Consider the following 15797-nt stretch of genomic DNA (forward strand, 5'->3'; position numbering starts at 1 on the left):
TCATGTCTTGTCCTTTGAGAGGGTAGCCACCGCCTTGGCCAGCCGACCCATGGCGCGGGTCAGCGTGGCATCCGAGGTGGCCGTCGAGATGCGAAAGAAACCGGGCGTCTCGTAGACAGAGCCCGGCACGGTGGCGAGGCCGGCTTCCGTCAGAAGCCAGTCCGTGAAGGCCACATCATCGCGGATTGCCCCGCCCAGCAGGGCCGAGCAGTCGATCAGGGTGTAGAAGGCTCCGCCGGGGTTGCGCAAGGCAAGGCCGGGGATTTGGGCGATATGGGTCATCACCAGATCACGACGCCGCTGATAGGCCTGCCGGAATGTTGCAACACAATCCTGCGGCCCGGTCAGCGCGGCCAGGGCCGCCGCCTGCGCAATCGAGCAGGCGCCAGAGGAGATCTGGCTTTGCACCGTCGTCATCGCCGCAATCAGCGCTTTCGGCCCGGCGCCATATCCGATGCGCCAGCCGGTCATCGCATAGGCCTTTGATACGCCATTCACCGTCAAGACCCGGTCCGCCAGATCAGGGCAGGTCGCCGCAAAAGAGGCGAAGGGCTGGCCGTCAAACAGGATGGACTCGTAAATCTCGTCCGACAGGATCAGGACATGGGGGTGGCGGCGCAGCACCGCGCCCAAGCCGGCAAAATCTGCGGCGCGGTAGACCGCGCCGGAGGGGTTGGAGGGCGAGTTCAACATCACCCAGCGGGTTTTGTCGGTGATGGCGGCCTCCAGCGCAGCGGGCTGCAGCAGGAAGCCCGTCTGGGACGTGCAGGCCACGGTAACAGGCTGCCCGCCGATCACCGAGACAATGTTGCGGTAACTGTCGAAATAGGGGGCGCACAGGATCACCTCGGCGCCGGGGTCCAGCGTGGCCATCATGGCGTCGAAGATCACCTGTTTCGCGCCGTTGGAGATGATGATCTCCTCTGGCGTGAAGGTCAGCCCATTGTCGCGCCGGAACTTTTCCACCACCGCTGCCCGCAGGGCCGCCGTGCCTTGCGTGTTGGGATAGCGCGTCTCGCCGCGCAAGGCCGCCTGATGCGCCGCCTCGATGATATGCGCGGGGGTGTCGAAATCCGGCTCTCCAAGCCCAAGATCAATCACGTCCTGCCCCGCCGCAACCATCGCCTTGGCCTTGGTCGAGATGGCGGCAGAGGCCGAGGGCTTGACGGTTCTGAGGCGCGAAGTGGCGAAATCCATCCTAGGCCTTCATCGTTTTCAACAAGGCGTCAGCACCCCGCGACAGGATGCCGGTGTCGACCCCGCAGGCCACAAAGGTGAAACCCTCATCCAGAAGCTTGCGGGCAAAGGTACTGTCACCGACCAGCGTGCCGACCGGAATACCGGCCGCCATCAGCCGCTTGGCGGCGGGCAGGATGAATTCCCAGATGTCGGGATGCATCGGCTGGCCCAAAATCCCCATGTCCGCGCCAATGTCGGCTGGGCCAAAGAACACCCCGTCACAGCCTTGAACCTGTCCGATCTCGACCGCCAGATTGACCGCCGCCCTGGTTTCCACCTGCAGCAGCACGGCCAGTTCGCCCTCGGCCTTGGTGAAGTAGTCTGTCACCCGGCCGAACTTGTTGGCCCGGGTCGAGGTCGACACGCCGCGAATGCCGTGCGGCGGATAGCGGGTTGAGGAGATGGCCTTCTTCGCCTCATCGACCGATTGCACCATCGGGAACAGCAACCCCGGCGCGCCGATGTCCAGAAGGCGCTTGACCAGCACCGCATCGTTCCATTCCGGCCGCACCATTGCCGTGGTGTCATAGGCGGCGAAGGCCTGCAGCTGGCCAAGGACCGAGGTCAGGTCATTGGGCGAATGCTCCATGTCGATCATGGCCCAGTCAAAGCCCGCACCGGCAATGATCTCGGCGGCGAAGGGCGAGGAGAGGCCGACCCAGACCCCGATCTGCGGTTGGCCAGCCCGGATGGCCGACAGGAAAGCGTTCGGTTTGACGTTCATATGATGGCGCCTTCGATCAGGGGGCGGTTTTCGGCGATGCGTTCAAATCGGAACGGGGAAAGGTCAAGGCTGCGGAATGCGCCATAGGTCAGCCACTCGGCGGTGCCGCGCCCCATGGCGGGCGATTGTTGCAGCCCGTGGCCGGAGAAGCCGTTGAGGAACAGGAAGTTCGTCACCTCGGGGTGCGGCCCGACGATCGCGTTCTGGTCCAGCGTGTTGTAATCGTAATGCCCCGCCCATTCGCGCACCACCTTGACCGCCTCGAAATGCGGGATGCGGGTGGCGAGGATCGGCCAGACATGGTCCTGCCAGATGTCGTGGTCCATGGCGAAGTCATCAAACGCCACCGCCGGGTCATGGTCGGCATGGGCACCGACCAGATAGGTCGTGTCAGAGTCGGTGCGGAAGTGGACGCCCGTCGGGTCGATGGTCAGCGGCAGATCGCGGGAGAGCGGGGTCTCAGGCTTGACGATCCACGAATAGCGCTTTCGCGGTTCGATCGGGATCGTGATGCCAGCCATCGCCGCCATCTTGGCCCCCCGCGTGCCTGAAGAATTCACCACCTGACCGCAGGCCACCACCTGCCCGGTCGCCAGCGTCACGCTTTCAATCCGGTCGCCATTGCGCGTGATCGCGGTCACCTCGTTGGTGATGTATTCGATGCCACGGGCCTTTGCCTGACGGCGGAACCAGTCGAACATCGTGTAGCCGTCGAAATAGCCTTCGTCCTTGGTGTTGATGCTGCCCAGAGCCAGATCGTCGACGGTGTAGAAGGGATATTCGGCCTTGATCTGATCCGGAGACATGATCCGGGTTTCAGCGCCCAAGGACACCTGCAAGGCCTGCTGCGCCCGCAGCACCTTGGCGAAGCCTTCATCGGCGGCCAGATACATGTAGCCAAAGTTGCGGATCTTCAGCTTGGGCGCATCGCCGCCCATGTATTTCGGCAGGTTCTGCGAAAACTCGGCCCCGAACTGCGAAATCCGGATGTTCAGCTCGGTCGAGAACTGCTGGCGGATCGAGGAATTCGACAGGCTGGTGGCCGCGAATTCATAGCTCTGGTCGCGCTCCACCACCAGAACGCGGCCTTGGAAGTCCTTGTTCTCGGTCAGAAACCACGCGGTGGAGGAGCCGGTGATGGCCCCCCCGATGATCACAACGTCATAGGCGGAATGCTTTGGTGCGTCTTGGGCCATTCAGGCGGTCTCCCCTTTGCGCGCAGCCGCCATGACCTCGGCGATTTCGGCGTCCGACAGGCCATAGACGGTGCGTGCCGTCATCTCGGTTATGTATCCCAGTGCCAGATCGCGGCGGGTTGCGGCCCGGTCGCGCTGGCTGACCGCACCGTAGCCAGCGCCGCCGGGGAAGGCCATCATCACCTTGCGGCCATAGGGTACGAATTGCTTGCCCTTGCCCTTCATTATCACGCCATCGTCCTGCGCAATGGTGGTGGGGGCACCTTCCAGCCCGCCCCTGCGGCCTCGGGCGGGGTGGTTGACCCGGTCGAACATGGCCGAGATGTCGAACTCATGCCCTTCGCGGGCCCCCACTTCCATGAACTGGCCCAAACCGCCGCGATATTTGCCTGCACCGCCCGAGTCGGGGCGAAGTTCCTTGCGCCAGATGATCACCGGGCCGACTTGTTCGGTGGCCTCGACGGGCATGGTCATGACACCCGAGGGGAAGGCGGTGGCGCTCATGCCGTCCAGCGTGGGCCGTGCGCCAGAGCCGCCGGAGTTGAAGGTCAAGACCTCAGAGCGGACGGCATCCGCCGGGGCCGGTGCGTCGGTGCGGGGACGCAGCGAGACCTGGAAGTTGCAGAGGCACCCGGCGCCCTCGGCGGGGACGGTGTCGGGGAGGATCTTGTCGAGCGCGTCATAGATCGTGTCGGGGACCATGTGGCCGATCACGTGGCGCAGAGCCACCGGGGCGGGGTGGACGGCGTTGACGATGGAGTTGACCGGGGCCGTGATCCGGAAAGGTTCCAAAGACGCCGCGTTGTTGGGAATTTCCGGCGCGATGGCGCATTTCAGGGCGTAGCAGGCATAAGCCTTGGTGTAGACCAAGGGCACGTTGATGCCCTTCTTGTCGAGACCCGAAGTCCCCTCCCAATCACACATCACGTGGTCGCCGTTGAAGGAGACCTTCACCTTGAGGTCGATGGACCGGTCGTAGCCGTCAATGGTCATCGACCCCTCGGCCGAGACTTGGGGCAGGGCGGCGATGCGGGCCAGCGTCGCCTGATGCGAATTCGTCAGGATGAAATCGGAAATGCCATCGAGGGAGGCGAGGTTGAACTCCACCATCATGTCAATCAGGCGGCGGTGGCCGATCTCGTTGCAGGTGGCCAGCGCGTAGACGTCGCCGACCAATTGATCCGGTTCGCGCACATTGCCGCGGATGATGCGGATCAGGGTGGCGTCGACGGTGCCCTTGTCGATCAGCTTCATGATCGGGATATAAAGGCCCTCTTCGTAGACCGAATTGGCGTCAGCCCCGAAGCCGCGACCGCCGATGTCGACGATATGGGCGGTGCAGGCGAAGAAGCCCGCAAGCTGACCTTGGTGGAAGGACGGCGTGCAGACGGTGATGTCGTGCAGGTGGCCGGTGCCCTCCCACGGGTCGTTGGTGATGTAGACATCGCCCTCGTGGATGTTCTCGCGGCCAATGCGGCGGATGAAGTGGGGGACGGCGTCGGCCATCGCGTTGACGTGGCCGGGGGTGCCGGTGACGGCCTGGGCCAGCATCTGCCCTTCGGCGTTGTAGACGCCGGCGGAGAGGTCACCCGCCTCACGGACCGAGGTGGAAAAGGCCGTGCGGACAAGCGCTTGCGCCTGTTCTTCCACGATGGAAATCAGGCGGTTCCACATGACCTGATAGACGACTTTGGAAAGCTTCGCGGTCATCTCACGCCCCCTTCACGGTGATGTCGATGCAACCATCGGCCAAGGCCATGGCCTGGCGCGAGGAGGGCAGCACGATGGTCGTCTCTTCCTCGGTGATGATGGCGGGGCCAGCGATGCGATTGCCCGGACCGAAGGCAGTGCGGTCATAAATGCCCGCACTGTGGCTGCTCCCCAAGGCGGCGTCGAACAACGGACGCTGTCCGGCTTGGGGCGGCGCGGCACCGGGAATGACCGCAGCCGCCCGGTCCACGGGGGCGGAGGGGGTGTAGGCGTTAACGGACCAGACGGTGATTTCCACCTCCATCCCCTCGACCGTGCGGCCAAAGAGGTTGGCATAGTCTTCCTCGAAGCGCCTGAGGAAGGTGACGGGGCTGGCGTCGCGCGCCTCCTCGGGCGTCAGGGGCACGGGGATTTCCCAGCCTTGGCCCTTGTAGCGCATGTAGACCTTGTAGTCGGCCTTGATGGGCGAGGTGGCGTCGCAGGAGCGGACAAAGCGGGTCGCCTCTTCCTGCATGTCGGCGAAGAGGGCGCGGACAGCGGCCGGGTCAAAATCCCGGGCCTTCATGAAGACCGACCGATTGGATTCAAAGCTGAACGGTGCGCGCAGGAAGCCGATGGCAGAGCCCACACCCGCGCCCTGCGGGATCAGGCAGCGGGTGACGCCCAGCTTTTCACACAAGCGTCCGGCGTGCAGGGGCGCTGCACCACCGAAGGCGATCATCGTGTAGTCCGACAGATCCTCGCCGTTTTCAACGGCATGGACGCGGGCGGCGTTCGCCATGTTTTCATCGACGACTTCGGCCAGTCCCCAAGCGGCCTCCAGCGTCGGCATCTGAAGCCGATCCGCCAGCACCGCATCCAGCGCCACTTTGGAGGCCTCAGGATAAAGCGGGATCGTCCCCCCGGCGAAATTGTCTGGGTCCAGCTTGCCAAGGATCAGGTCGGCATCGGTCACCGCCGGACGTTCCCCCCCCCGGCCATAGCAGGCGGGGCCGGGTTCGCTTCCCGCACTTTCCGGCCCGACCCTGATCTGGTTCATCGCATCGACCCGCGCCAGCGAACCACCGCCTGCGCCGATTTCCACCATGTCGATGACAGGGATCGAGATGGGCATGCCGGAGCCCTTCTTGAACCGGTAGGTGCGGGCAACTTCAAACACCCGCGCCGTCTTGGGGGTCTGGTTGCGGATCAGGCAGATTTTCGCGGTGGTGCCGCCCATGTCGAAGGACAGGACTTTGTCGAGGCCATGCCGGGCTGCGATGTCGGCGGCAAAGACAGCACCACCTGCAGGGCCGGATTCCACCAGACGCACCGGGAATTCGGCGGCACTTTCAATCGAGATGATGCCGCCGCCCGAGTGCATCAGGAACACCGGGCAATCGGCCCCCTCAGCCGCCAGTCGATCTGCCAGACGGCCAAGGTAGGACTTCATCAGAGGTTTGATATAGGCGTTGGCGATGGTCGTGTTGAACCGCTCATACTCCCGCATCTGCGGTGAAACCTCGGACGACAGCGAGATCATCACACCGGGCAGACGTTCCATCAGCACATCGCGGATCAGCCGTTCGTGCGCGTCGTTGACGTAGGAGTGCAAGAGACCCACGGCGATGCTTTGATAGCCCGCCTCGCGCAGCGTGTCGGCCAGCGCTTCCACCTCGGCGCGGTCCAGCGGGATCAGGACGTCGCCGCGTGCGACCATGCGTTCCTCAACCACATAGCGGCGGTTGCGGGGCAAGAGGGGTTCGGGCAGGGTCAGGTTCAGGTCGTATTGTTCAAAGCGGCTTTCAGTGCGCATCTCGATGACGTCGCGGAAGCCTTGCGTGGTGATCAGGGCCGTCTTGGCGCCGCGTCGCTCGATCAGGGCGTTGGTGGCAAGGGTGGTGCCGTGGATGATCTGGCTGATGACGCCGGGCGAAATCCCGGCCTTGGCGCAGACCCGGTGCATGCCTTCGACGATGGCATCCTCGGGTGCGGCATAGGTGGTCAGCACTTTGGTCGAGTGCCGCTGCAGCAGTGCGCCAAGGGCGGGCTTTGCGTTGGGATCAGGCCCGATTTCCAGCACCACGTCGGTGAAGGTCCCACCGATATCAACGCCAAGCCGGGCCACATGTGCCATGAGAGTCTCCTTGATCCTGGTGGCAGGCTAGACCATCCCGCACATCAGGAAAAATCGTTTCTTCGTATCGCAAGGATCAGAATTTCGTATCCTCGGGTGGGAAAAGCCGCTGGGCGAGGGAGGCAGCCTCGGTCACATAGGTCGGGGCAGGGTCGCCCTCGTGGCGGGCATGGAACTGCAGGGCGCCGGGGTGCCAGCCATAGTCCAGTTCGCGCAACGCCCCAGAGGCGAGCGGTGCGGCCAGCATGGCGCGCGGCAGGCAGGCGATGCCGAGGTTGTCGAGCGCCATCTGCAGGCAAGCCGACATATTGGAACTTGGCACCAGACGCGCGATGCCCAGCGGGCGGAAGTGGTCCTCCAGTTGGCGAAAGGGGACGGTGTTGCGGGCATGGGTCAGGATCGGGTGACGCATGATGTCGCCCGGCGAAAGGGGGGTCAGGGGCAGATCAAGGCCCGGTGCGGCGATCCAGACATAGCTCGATTGGCCCAAAGTCAGGCTGTGCCGCGTCTTTCGGTCAAACGGGCCGTTCTGGAAGGCCAGATCAAGGTCGCGGTCAAACAGGGCTTTGGACAGGTTGGCCGACAGGTCGACCGTCAGTTCCACCGTGATGTTGGGAAACCGCGCCTTCATTTCGACCAGAAACATCCGCAGCCATGTGTGGGCGACCATCTCGGACACGCCCAGCCGCAGGGTGTCGCGGAACAGGGTGTCGTCATCGGCCGCCGCCACAAAAGCATCGAGTGCTGCCAGCACCTTGCGGGCAGGCGTCAGCAAAGAGCGGCCCTTCTGCGTCAGCCGCACGGAGCCTGCATCCCGCTCCATCAGCACGACGCCCAACTGCGCCTCCAGTTGGGCGATGCGGTTGGAGATGTTGGGCTGGGTGGTGTGCAGCCGCTCGGCGGCCCGCCGGAAGCTGCCAAGGTCGGCGACGGTGACAAAGGCTTCGATGTGTTTGACGTTCAGCACGCGGTGGCTCCCTTCCCGCGACGTCTTACGGGGAAACCGGGGGCCAGGCAAACGATGCGGGCCACGCCCGGGCGCGGCGCGATTGATCGCGCCGCGGGGCCGCGATCAATCGCGGCCCGGGCACAGCGACCGGATCGCCGTGCGCGCGGCCTCTGTCAGGGGCGGGATCGTGTCGGACAGGATCTGGATCCGGTCAAAGCGCGCGGCATCCCGTGCCAGACTGTCGCGCAGCGCCGCGCCGAAGGCCTGCCGCAATTCGGTGCCGATGTTGACCTTGCAGACCCGGCTTTCCGCCGCCAGCCTTGCCCGCAGCCCCGCATCAAGGCCAGAGCCGCCGTGCAGCACAAGGGGCAATGCCGGCGCTGCCGCCTCGATCGCCTTGAGGCGGGGCCAGTCGACCGTGGCCCCCGGCGTGGTCATCAGATGGCTGGTGCCGATCGAGATCGCCAGCGCGTCCACGCCGGTCTCACGGGCGAACCGGGCAACCTCGGCAGGGTCGGTGCCTTGCGAGGCGGCACCCGCAGCGTAACCGACAAAGCCCAATTCGCCCTCCACGCTGACGCCCTGCGCGTGGGCCATGGCCACGACCTCGGCGGTGCGGGCGATGTTTTCAGCCAGCGGCAGGGCGGAGCCGTCGTACATGACAGAGGTGAAGCCAAGATCCACCGCCTGACGGCAGACGGCCAGACTTTCGCCATGGTCAAGGTGGCTGACGATGGGCACTGAAGCGCCTTCGGCCAGCGTGCGGAACATGGCGGCCAGTACGGGCAGGGGCGTGTGGCGGCGGCAGCCCGGGCCGGCTTGCAGGATGACAGGGCGCGCCTCGGCCTCGGCGGCCCGCACAAAGGCCACGGCATCCTCCCACCCCAGAACCACCAATCCAGCGACGGCAGTGCCATCGGTCAGGCAGGGGCGCAGGACGTCCGAGAGGGTAGCACAGCTCATTTGAACTTCGCGATCATGTCCTTGATGCCGGGGATCGTCTCGATCTGGTCGGCGTGTTCGGGCTGGAAATACTGCACCAGCGGACGCTGGGTCAGACCGCCGAGGATGGTGAAGTAGTACATCTGATACCCGGGCAGCACGCAGCACGGATGATAGCCCTTGTCGATGGCGACGGTCGATCGGTCCATCAGGTGATAGGCGTCGCCAACCTTGCCCTCTTCGCGTTGCAGCATCTGCAGGCCCGAGCCGTGGGGCGGGTTGAAGCGGAAGTTGTAGACCTCGTCATGCCGCGTCTCCAGGGGCAGGCGGTTGGTGTCGTGCTTGTGGCTGGGAAAGCCCGACCAGCCGCCCGCGCCCACGGTATAGAGTTCCGACACCAGCAGGCGGCCGACGCGGTCATGGTACTTTTGGCCGAGGATATGCTTGATCTTGCGGTGGGTCTTGGTGTCATCCGAGCCGTATTGCACCATGTCCACGTCGCGAACGGCAAAGGCCGGGCGGTATTCGGCAAATCGGGCGCCGGCGATGAACACCTCGGCGGCGGCGGTGCAGGTGAGGGTGGCGGGCACGCCTGACGGCACATAGACGCCCTCTGGTTCGCCATCCCAGACGTTCAGGCGGCGCTTGCCAATGTCGCGGAAGTCCTGCCCGTCGGTGCTGACGTCAACCGTCCCGGTGGCGGGGACGATGCAAGTCTCATATCCCGGAACATGGCTGATGAAACGGTCACCCGGCGCCAGAGTGACGATGTTGAAATAGACCAGAGGCACCAGCGGGTCATCCATTCCGATGATCGCCGTGTTGTGGTTGTCATGCGGGGCGATGTGCATTGGTCTCTCCGAAGGCGGTTATGAATTGGTCGAGTTCGGCAGGGTCCGGACTGGCGGGGGCGCAGCCGACACCGGCCACGATCATCGCTGCGGTGGCAGAGCCACGCCGGACGGCCTCGGGCAGCGTCAGCCCCTTGGCCAGGGCGGCCAGCAGGCCGCCCATGAAACCGTCGCCCGCCCCCATCGGCTTTTGCGCTGCCACCGGGAAGATCGGCGTCTCGAACTCGGCCTGCGCTGCGAAGGTGGTCGAGCCTTCGGCACCGCGCTTGTAGATGGTGAACAGCGCCCCCGCGGCAAGATCGCGGGCAAGGCCCGGACCACGGTCATAAGCCCAGGCGATCAGGCCGAATTCCTCGTCATTGCCGATCACCGCGTCGCAGGTCTGGGCCACACGCAGGCAGACCGATGCCGCCTCGGACGGCGAGGCCCAGGCATTGACGCGGTAGTCAAGGTCAAGAAGCGTCAGCGCGCCCGCCGCCTTGGCCTGCTTGATGGCGCGCAGGGTGGCGCTGCGCGACGGCTCGGCCGACAGGGCGGTTCCGGTCACCACCAGCGCCCCGATGGCAGTGAAATCGACACCAGCCACTTGGTCCGCCGAAAGGGTCAGATCGGCCGCCGCGCTGCGGTACAGCACAACCCGGCAGTCTGTCGCGCAGGTCTCCGTCACGGCGAGACTGTTGCGCGCGGCCACCGACAGCACATGCCGGCGGTCCACGCCGTAGCGATCCAGTTCGGCCAGGCAATAGCGCCCGACCGCATCATCCGAAACGCAAGACAGAAGGCTCGCCCCCGCGCCCTGCCGGGCCAGTGCCACCGCGATATTGCCCGCCGATCCGCCAAGCGCGGGGGTGAAGCTAAGCGCCTCTTCCACTCGTGTGCCCGGCGGATGGGCGTATAGGTCCATGCCGACACGGCCCAGAACCACAAAGCGGTTCAAGGCAAAGCGCGTCATCTCGGCGGGGTAGAGCAGGACCATCAGACATCCGTTCGGATTGGGGTTGCCTTGTCGTGCGGGTGAGGTTACCTGTTTTGCAACCGGTTGCAAACCTTTTCGGGAGGGTCACGATGGGTGAAATCGGCATCGGAATTATTGGCGGCGGCTACATGGGCAAGGCCCATGCGGTGGCGTTCGCAAGCGTTGGCGCGGTGTTCAACCCGGGGCTAAGGCCAAGGCTGGAGATGGTCTGCGCCACGTCGGAGGCGCGTGCCGAAGGCTACCGCGCGGCCTATGGCTTTGCCCGTGCTACGGCGGATTGGCGCGTGCTGGTTGATGATCCAAGGGTAGAGGCGGTGGTGATCGCCTCACCTCAGGAAACCCATCGCGCCATTGCCGAACGGGCCTTCGCCCTTGGAAAACCCGTGCTTTGCGAAAAGCCGCTGGGGGCCAGTCTGAAGGACAGTCTGGCGATGGTGGCGGCCGCCAAAGCATCAGGCGTCACCAACATGGTCGGCTTCAACTACATCCGCACGCCCGCCTCGCAGTACGCCCGCGCTTTGGTGCAAGCGGGTGCGATTGGCGAGGTGATCTGGTTTCGCGGCGAACATACCGAGGATTTCGACAGCGACGGCCAGCGCCCCGCGCAGTGGCGCAACTTTGGCGAGGCAAACGGCACGATGGGCGACCTGGCCCCGCACATGATCAATGCGGCCTTGGCCTTGGTCGGCCCGATTGCGCGGCTGACGGCGGATATCGGCACGGTCTACCCCGACCGACCGGGGGCCGAGGGGCGGGCGGTCAACGACGACATCGGCCAGTTCCTTTGCCGTTTTGCCAACGGTGCAATGGGGCATCTGAGCTTCAGTCGCGTCGCCACCGGACGCAAGATGGGCTATGCCTATGAAATCACTGGCACAAAGGGCGCGATCCGCTTCGACCAGGAGGATCAGAACGCCCTCTGGCTTTACAAGGCCGAGGGGCCGGAGGCGCAGCGCGGTTTCGCCAAGATCCTGACCGGACCCGCCCATCCCGACTATCTGCCGTTCAGTCAGGGCCCCGGCCATGGCACCGGCTATCAGGAACAGATCGTCATCGAGGCGCGGGATTTCCTGCGCGCCATTGAAACCGGCACGCCCGTCTGGCCCACCTTCGCGGATGGTCTTGCGGTTGCCAAAATCATCGCCGCCGCCCGCCACTCGGCGGCCACGGGGGCTTGGGTCAATCTGGAGGCCACATGATCCGCATCGGCAATGCGCCCTGTTCCTGGGGCGTGGAATTCGCAAACGACCCCCGCAATCCAAGCTGGCGCAAGGTGCTGAGCGATTGTGCAGGGGCGGGCTACAAGGGCATCGAACTCGGGCCTGTCGGCTTTATGCCCGAGGACCCGGCGGTGCTGGCCGATGCCTTGGCCGAGAACGACCTGACCCTGATCGGCGGCGTGGTTTTCCGGCCCTTCCACGACCCCGCCGCGTGGGACGATGTCTGGGACGGTGCCACCCGCACCTGCAAGGCCTTGGTGGCGCATGGCGCGCAGCATCTGGTGCTGATCGATTCCATCTCGCCCCGCCGGGCGCCGACCGCTGGCAGGGCGGGTGAGGCCGAGCAGATGGATGCTGCCGAGTGGAAAGCCTTCACCGACCGTATCCGCACCGTGGCGCAACTGGGTGTCGATCATGGGTTGACCGTGGGCATCCATGCCCATGCAGCGGGGTTCATCGACTTTGAACCAGAGCTGGAACGCTTGCTGGCTGAAACGGATGAAAGCCTGCTGAAGATCTGCTTCGACACCGGCCACCACTCCTACGCCGGCTTTGACCCCGTGGCCTTCATGCGCCGCCATATCGGTCGCATATCCTATATGCATTTCAAGGACATCGACCCGGTTGTTAAAGCAAATGCCGTGGCGCATCGCACCGGCTTTTACGACGCCTGCGGGCAGGGCATCTTCTGCAACTTGGGTAAGGGCGATGTTAATTTCGCCTCGGTCCGGCAGATATTGCTGGAAGCGGGTTTCGAGGGCTGGTGCACGGTTGAGCAGGACTGCGACCCCTCGGGCGGCACCTCTCCCATCGACGACGCGCGGGCGAACCGCGACTATCTTTCCTCCATCGGGTTCTGAGAAAGGGTCATCATGGCACGGTTGAATTGGGGCATGATCGGGGGCGGTGACGGCAGCCAGATCGGCCCGGCGCATCGTTTGGCGGCAGGGTTAGACGGGCTTTACACCTTCACCGCCGGGGCTTTGGACCATAGCCCGGCGGCAGGTCGCGCCTTCGCGCAGCGTTTGGGCGTGGCAGCGGATCGCGCTTATGGCGATTGGCGCGAGATGCTGGAAGGGGAGCGGAACCGGCCTGACAAGGTTGATCTGGTGACGGTGGCGACGCCGAACTCCACCCACTATGAAATCTCCAAGGCCTTCCTTGCGGCGGGCTTCAACGTCCTTTGCGAAAAGCCGATGACGGTGACCGAGGCCGAGGCGGAAGACCTGGTCAAGACCGCCCGCGCCGCCGGTCGCATCTGTGCGGTGAACTATGGCTACACGGGCTACGCCCTCGTACGCCACATGCGTGCCATGGTGGCGCGGGGTGACATCGGCAAGGTGCGGCTGGTCGTTGCCGAATTCGCCCATGGCCACCACGCCAATGCCGCCGATGCCGACAACCCGCGCGTTCGCTGGCGGTATGACCCGGCGCTGGCTGGGGCGTCGGCCCAGTTCGCCGACTGCGGCATCCATGCGCTGCACATGGCGAGCTTTGTGACTGGGCAAGAGGTCGCCAAACTGTCCGCCGACTTCGCCTCGTGCCTGCCTGGGCGGGTGCTGGAAGATGACGCGATGGTCAACTTCCGGATGGACGGCGGCACTGTTGGCCGCCTCTGGACCTCCTCTGTGGCGATTGGCCGCCAGCACGGCCTGACAATTCAGGTCTTTGGCGAGACTGGCGGCCTGCGTTGGGCGCAAGAGCAGCCGAACCAATTGCACTACATGCCTTTGGGTCAGCGTCTGCAGATCATCGAACGAGGGGAGGGCAACCTGTCGCCCGAGGCTGATCGCGCCAGCCGGGTTACCGTGGGCCATGCCGAGGGCATGCCCTTGGCCTTCGGCAATATCTACCGTGACTTGGCCGAGGGGATCATGGCGGCGCGGGACGGCCGCAAGGCTGACCCCGCGATCAGTCTTTATCCGGTGGCAGAGGACGGCTTGCGTTCCATCGCGGCAATCCATGCGGCGGTGGCTTCGGCGGGTCGCCAGGGTGAATGGGTCGACGCCCGCCCGCTGATGTTCCGCTAAAACGGGCGCAGGGTGCCGCGTTCGACGATGTGACAGGGGAAGATGCGCGCCTCGACCGGGCGGGCGGGGTCACTGAGCCGCGCCCGCATCAGGTCGATGGAGCCTGTGACGATGGCATCGAAGGGCTGGTGGATGGTGGTCAGGTTGATATTGGCCCAGCCCGCCATCTCCATGTCGTTCAGCCCGATCAGGCCAAGGTCATCCGGCACCTTCAGCCCTGCCGATTGGGCCGCGGACAAGGCTCCAATCGTCAGCACGTCATCGGCGCAGAAATAGGCCTGCGCATGGGGGGCGGACAGAAGTCGGGTCATCTCGGCCCGTCCCGGTTCAAAACCATAGGCACCGGCAAAACTGGCGCTGGCCTGGATGCCTGCCGCCTTGGCGACCTGCAGGAACCCTGTCAGGCGATCTTGGGTGGTCGAGGCCGCCTCTGGCCCGCCCATGAAACCGATGGAGCGATAGCCCCGGTCCATCAGCGTCTGGGCCGCCATGGCCCCGGCGGCGATGTTGTCGATGGCGACCACATCGGTGACCCCCGTCACCCGACCAAAGGCATGCACCACCGGCACCCCGGCCGCCTGAAACGCCGCCGCAAAGCCATCTGGCAGGTGCGAGGTTGCCACGATCACGCCGTCGACCGAGTATTGCCGCAGCAGGGTCAGAGAGCGCGCCGGGTCCGTCTCCTCCGACAGGTTCACCAACAGGGGGCGCAGGCCGTGGTCCTGCAGGCCGCGGGTGAAGAGGTCGAAGATGTGCAGGAAAACCGGGTTGTGGAAGTTGTTGCTGACCAGGCCCACCAGTTGCGTCTTGCGCGTCGTCAGGCTGCGGGCCAGCATGTTGGGGCTGTAGCCAAGGGCCTCTGCCGCAGCCTCCACCCGCGCCCGCATCGCCGCAGACACCGAGGCCCCCGGCGTGAAGGTGCGTGAGACAGCAGCGCGCGAGACCCCCGCCTTTTCCGCCACATCTGCCAGAGTCGCCGCCATGCTGCCCTTTCCTAATGTGCGATTAGAACCTTGATGCCGCGCGCCTCAAACGCTTGCGCATCGGCATCGGAAATCCCTGCATCGGTGATGAAGGACTGAATGACCTCCAGCGCGCCAAGGCGGGTGAACGAGGATTTATTGATCTTGGAACTGTCCGCCACAAGATAGACATGGGCGGCGGCCTTGATCATCGCCTCTTTCAACTGCAGGTCGGCGAAGGACGGATAGGTCAGGCCGGCATCCAAAGCCACCCCGGCGGTGGCAAGGAACAGCTTTCCCGCAAAGATGTTGCGGAAGTACTCGACCGACTTGTCGCCGGACAGCGACAGCGTCGGCGCCTTGAACTGCCCGCCCGGCATATGGACGGCAAAGCCCGGCACGGCGCCGAGGATCAGCGCGATGTTCAGGGCATTGGTGATCACCGTCAGGTCCTGGCGTGTGGTCAGCCGCGTCGCAATCTCGGTCGTGGTGGTGCCGGCATCGAGGATCAAGGTCTCGCCATTGCCGACCAGACTGGCCGCCAGCGCGCCGATCTTGCGCTTTTTCTCCATGTTTTCCTGATGATGCAGCGCCACCGCATTCACCTGCGCCGGAACGGAGGTTAGGAACGCCCCGCCATGTTCGCGGGTGACGGTGCCCTCCTGCTCCAGCCGTTCCAGATCTTGCCGGATCGTGGCCTCGGATACCTGAAACGCCCCCGCAAGGTCACGCACCCGGGCCGAGCCTTCTTCCTGAATCCACTCCAGAATCCTGCGGCGGCGGGGTTCGGACAGAAGGCCGGTCAGGGGTTCGGCGGGTGGTTTCAGGGCGGGTTTCACGGGCGGTCCTTTGCTTTCCCATAGCATACCGCAAAGAGTTTCG

General features: G+C 64.8%; 14 protein-coding genes. 3 read left to right on the forward strand and 11 right to left on the reverse strand.

Annotated elements, in window-relative coordinates:
- The 9 genes from AC1Y2B_RS05075 to AC1Y2B_RS05115 all read right to left on the reverse strand — a co-directional run bounded on the left by AC1Y2B_RS05075 (position 1) and on the right by AC1Y2B_RS05115 (position 10703).
- Positions 1-1197, reverse strand: a complete 1197-nt coding sequence (locus AC1Y2B_RS05075) for a pyridoxal phosphate-dependent aminotransferase (RefSeq protein ID WP_482251975.1) — start codon at positions 1195-1197, stop codon at positions 1-3.
- A 1-nt stretch (position 1198) separates the two neighbouring features.
- The gene (locus tag AC1Y2B_RS05080) at positions 1199-1963 is read right to left on the reverse strand and encodes an HpcH/HpaI aldolase family protein (protein WP_482251976.1); all 765 of its coding nucleotides are present in this window, start codon (positions 1961-1963) and stop codon (positions 1199-1201) included.
- Positions 1960-3159, reverse strand: a complete 1200-nt coding sequence (locus tag AC1Y2B_RS05085; protein ID WP_482251977.1) for an NAD(P)/FAD-dependent oxidoreductase — start codon at positions 3157-3159, stop codon at positions 1960-1962. The genes AC1Y2B_RS05080 and AC1Y2B_RS05085 overlap by 4 nt, the downstream gene beginning before the upstream one ends.
- Entirely contained in the window at positions 3160-4869 is a 1710-nt protein-coding gene (locus AC1Y2B_RS05090; RefSeq protein ID WP_482251978.1) for a hydantoinase B/oxoprolinase family protein, read from the reverse strand.
- Between the two features lies 1 nt (position 4870).
- Positions 4871-6985 carry a hydantoinase/oxoprolinase family protein gene (locus tag AC1Y2B_RS05095; RefSeq protein WP_482251979.1) on the reverse strand — a complete coding sequence of 705 codons (2115 nt, stop codon included), beginning with the start codon at positions 6983-6985 and terminating at the stop codon, positions 4871-4873.
- A gap of 76 nt (positions 6986-7061) precedes the next feature.
- Positions 7062-7952 carry a LysR family transcriptional regulator gene (locus AC1Y2B_RS05100; protein ID WP_482251980.1) on the reverse strand — a complete coding sequence of 297 codons (891 nt, stop codon included), beginning with the start codon at positions 7950-7952 and terminating at the stop codon, positions 7062-7064.
- A gap of 105 nt (positions 7953-8057) precedes the next feature.
- Positions 8058-8897, reverse strand: a complete 840-nt coding sequence (locus tag AC1Y2B_RS05105; protein WP_482251981.1) for a class II fructose-bisphosphate aldolase — start codon at positions 8895-8897, stop codon at positions 8058-8060.
- Positions 8894-9727 (reverse strand): 5-deoxy-glucuronate isomerase, encoded by an 834-nt coding sequence (locus AC1Y2B_RS05110; protein WP_482251982.1) that lies wholly within the window; start codon positions 9725-9727, stop codon positions 8894-8896. Before AC1Y2B_RS05110 ends, AC1Y2B_RS05105 begins: the two co-directional genes overlap by 4 nt.
- Entirely contained in the window at positions 9708-10703 is a 996-nt protein-coding gene (locus tag AC1Y2B_RS05115) for a PfkB family carbohydrate kinase (RefSeq protein ID WP_482251983.1), read from the reverse strand. Before AC1Y2B_RS05115 ends, AC1Y2B_RS05110 begins: the two co-directional genes overlap by 20 nt.
- Before the next feature lie 89 nt (positions 10704-10792).
- Here AC1Y2B_RS05115 and AC1Y2B_RS05120 point away from each other — a divergent pair, with 89 nt between their 5' ends.
- The 3 genes from AC1Y2B_RS05120 to AC1Y2B_RS05130 are packed head-to-tail and all read left to right on the forward strand — an operon-like array spanning position 10793 to position 13953.
- Positions 10793-11902, forward strand: coding sequence for a Gfo/Idh/MocA family protein (locus AC1Y2B_RS05120; RefSeq protein ID WP_482251984.1), 1110 nt, complete (start codon positions 10793-10795; stop codon positions 11900-11902).
- A complete protein-coding gene (locus AC1Y2B_RS05125) occupies positions 11899-12783 on the forward strand; it encodes a sugar phosphate isomerase/epimerase family protein (protein ID WP_482251985.1) in 885 nt (294 codons plus the stop codon). Before AC1Y2B_RS05120 ends, AC1Y2B_RS05125 begins: the two co-directional genes overlap by 4 nt.
- 12 nt (positions 12784-12795) lie before the next feature.
- Positions 12796-13953: a Gfo/Idh/MocA family protein gene (locus tag AC1Y2B_RS05130; RefSeq protein WP_482251986.1), complete on the forward strand. Its 1158-nt coding sequence runs from the start codon at positions 12796-12798 to the stop codon at positions 13951-13953.
- Here AC1Y2B_RS05130 and AC1Y2B_RS05135 read toward each other — a convergent pair.
- Both AC1Y2B_RS05135 and AC1Y2B_RS05140 read right to left on the reverse strand, forming a co-directional pair.
- Positions 13950-14936, reverse strand: coding sequence for a LacI family DNA-binding transcriptional regulator (locus AC1Y2B_RS05135; RefSeq protein WP_482251987.1), 987 nt, complete (start codon positions 14934-14936; stop codon positions 13950-13952). The genes AC1Y2B_RS05130 and AC1Y2B_RS05135 overlap by 4 nt on opposite strands.
- Before the next feature lie 11 nt (positions 14937-14947).
- Complete coding sequence (locus tag AC1Y2B_RS05140; RefSeq protein ID WP_482251988.1) at positions 14948-15754, reverse strand: DeoR/GlpR family DNA-binding transcription regulator; 807 nt, start codon at positions 15752-15754, stop codon at positions 14948-14950.
- Between the last annotated feature and the right edge of the window lie 43 nt (positions 15755-15797).

It is taken from the genome of Stagnihabitans sp. (genome assembly GCF_964946895.1).